Annotated in this window: 5 protein-coding genes; 3 read left to right on the top strand and 2 right to left on the bottom strand. The window is 39.2% G+C overall.

Annotated elements, in window-relative coordinates; translation table 11 throughout:
- A partial coding sequence (locus tag MRT15_RS09395) for a hypothetical protein (RefSeq protein WP_304329831.1) occupies nucleotides 1-254 on the bottom strand: 254 nt, incomplete at its 3' end.
- 141 nt (nucleotides 255-395) lie between these two features.
- Here MRT15_RS09395 and MRT15_RS09390 point away from each other — a divergent pair.
- The gene (locus MRT15_RS09390) at nucleotides 396-770 is read left to right on the top strand and encodes a hypothetical protein (RefSeq protein ID WP_304329830.1); all 375 of its coding nucleotides are present in this window, start codon (nucleotides 396-398) and stop codon (nucleotides 768-770) included.
- A gap of 57 nt (nucleotides 771-827) precedes the next feature.
- Here the strand turns inward: MRT15_RS09390 and MRT15_RS09385 are convergent, their stop codons facing one another.
- A complete protein-coding gene (locus MRT15_RS09385; protein WP_304329829.1) occupies nucleotides 828-1,049 on the bottom strand; it encodes a hypothetical protein in 222 nt (73 codons plus the stop codon).
- A 189-nt stretch (nucleotides 1,050-1,238) separates the two neighbouring features.
- Between MRT15_RS09385 and MRT15_RS09380 the strand changes: the two genes are divergently transcribed.
- Nucleotides 1,239-2,426 (top strand): glycosyltransferase, encoded by a 1,188-nt coding sequence (locus MRT15_RS09380; RefSeq protein ID WP_304329828.1) that lies wholly within the window; start codon nucleotides 1,239-1,241, stop codon nucleotides 2,424-2,426.
- Nucleotides 2,419-2,664, top strand: a 246-nt coding sequence (locus MRT15_RS09375; RefSeq protein ID WP_304329827.1) for a hypothetical protein, incomplete at its 3' end; no start/stop codon positions are given. The genes MRT15_RS09380 and MRT15_RS09375, both read left to right, overlap by 8 nt.

Here is a 2,664-nt window from a genome sequence, read left to right as displayed (position 1 = left end):
ATTATATCCCTCATCCTAGCTATTGTATCTGGGCTGAAGTAGACTCTGAATGCTATTTCAAATCCATCTACATCACGTATTGTCTTTGTCTCAATATCCAATGGAACCTTGAATCTCTGTGTAAACAAATGTACAGCTCCATTCATATAACTGCATATCATATTGTAGGCTTTCTGAATGAACCATTTAATCAGTTTTTGTGTTTCCTCATCAACATACCTATTTATCTCTTCCTCTGTAAGTATATCTTCCATTTACCCCCTCCACCCCACAAAATATTCTGAATTTCACTCCCGTGAACATGGAATATATCACTATCCACATAGTATATATACTGATATTCTTAGTTTTAAATTTTCCATTTCCACATAATTGTCTTTCATGGTGAGTAACTTATGCCAAAGTATAGGACTGGTCAAAGCAGGTTTGCAAAGTACAGTAGGAAATACGATCCAACCACCATAGGCACCAGATTTGGCCAAGTGGCCGATCTAGCTAAGGATAGGGCGCAAGAGGGACTTATAACTTGGGCGAGCGCTCAAGAGCTTGTTAGACCAATCTTGGACAGTTATGGTGTGAATGGCCCTGATAGGGCTAAGTATCTTGGTTTCGCCAATAAACTGTTGAAGCATGTTAGCAGAGCTACTGGAGATGCAGCTACCAAGCTCGCCCAAGGCTTAAAGCAGTTATATGTGACGAGCTTCGGTGCAGATCCAGCTATAATCGATGAAATAATTCAGGTCATTGCAGGCTGGGTAATACCATACTAGAAGACCTAACCATACCCAAACCTAAATACACCCTTTTTTTCTTTTTCTATGAGTATTTCAAGATTTACTGAGCTTCCTCCTTAGATCGTCAATCATTGGAATAAGCTTATCCATCCTCTCAAGTATTTCAACTAATGCATTTGTATAGTCTTCATAGGTCCTTATGAGGTGGGCTATTACATCGTTTATTGAGCTGAGCTTTAAATCAATCATGATATCTTCAAGTTTCTTGTAGACTTCATCTCTAATGCTTAAATTCCTATATCCCTTTGGAGGCATATCCAGTAAACACCAGTATATACTAGTTTTTCCAGTATATAAATTTTACAGTAAAATCCAGTATATACTAGAAATTCCAGTATATTGAATATCCAGTAAAATTACAGTAAACATACTAGAATTTACTGGAATACTCAATGTAAAAGTTATTTATTCCACTTGCATTCAAGATATCATTTGGTGATGGTTGTGCTTTATATTTGTACTAGTGAGAAGGCTACCAGCTTAAATAATGTTGCTAGGGATATATATAGGGTTGCATTGAAGCTTAACATTCCCTCAAGGGTTAAGTCTGGCATGATTCAATTCTATGATCTTGATCGTGAAAGGGATCAGGCGTTATATGTTATGTGTGCAGATCCACTACTTACCACTGGATGGTTTCTTGCAGTTAGGGATTGCCATAAGTTTGGGAGAAAAGCCATCATGTATGCTACTGTTGAGGGGAGACTGAAGAGGATGTATGTGAAGGATTGGATGAGGGAGGTAAATATTGTTGCAGTAAGCAATTATGTACGTGAAAAACTCGTTGAAGCAGGGTTAAATGTGATTGGAGTTGTACATCATGGCATTGACATTTTAGAAGTCATTAAGGCTAGGGGGATGATGAAGCTTGGATTGGAATACTATTCAAAATATGGTTTAAGTCCAGATAGACATGTGATAATGCTTACAGTAAGCAATCCCCAACCTAGGAAAGGTTTAGCATGGCTTGACAAGATTGCAGGGGAAGTTGAGGGGAGGGATGCAAGCATAAAATTCTTGGTTATAACTGAGGAGAAGGGGCTTAGATACTTTGGAAACCATAGAAACCTGATTGTATCAACTGATTTCGGTAGGCTTCCACGTGAAATGATTCTAAGCATCATTGCAAATGCACATGTAATGGTTGTTCCAAGTTTGGCGGAGGGATTCCATCTTCCAACACTTGAAGCTATGGCTTTGGGGACACCTGTGGTTCATGGGCAGCTGCCTCCAATAATGGAGTTTTCAACTGGATGGGTTGTGCCAGCCACTGAAATACTGTTTTTCGATCAGCATTTGGGATTGCCCAGTGGAATAGAGTTTGAGCAGCACCTATATGATGTGAAGGAGTTTGCAGATGTGTTAATGCATGTCGTGGATTTATATAGATGTAAGCGTGAGGAGATAGTTGATTATAGGAGGAGGAGTTGGGAGAGGGCGTTGGAGTATAGCATATACAATAAGTATCCAAAGCTCATAAGATATCTTGTGGATGCACCTGAAAGCATACAGATAAATGTTGAGCCATACGACTTCAACAGTCTACCACAAGTTCCCCCACCAACTATTCCGCCAGGTAATGTTGAGAGGAAGGAGTTTGAGGATTTAGGTGTGGTGATTCCACATGGCTAATCCATTGCAGAAGATGCTTCAAGAATTAAGTATGCAGAAGGAGGCATATCATAGGAAGATGCTTACAGTTGATGGTGAATTCACATTATATCAGCGTCAATTCCAAGTTTATGATCTAATGATGGACATTTCAAATCTACTTATACCTGAATTCTTCATGTCATCACTGTCCACTTCACTATTATTCGACTTCGACTTGACAAATCTTGAGCCATTGAATTTGGAGTTCACATGGAGG

It is taken from the genome of Candidatus Culexarchaeum yellowstonense, from assembly GCF_024707025.1.
Taxonomy (GTDB): Archaea; Thermoproteota; Methanomethylicia; order Culexarchaeales; family Culexarchaeaceae; genus Culexarchaeum.
The sequence above is the reverse complement of the archived record's forward strand: the minus strand, read 5'-3'. Positions and strand labels throughout refer to the sequence as shown.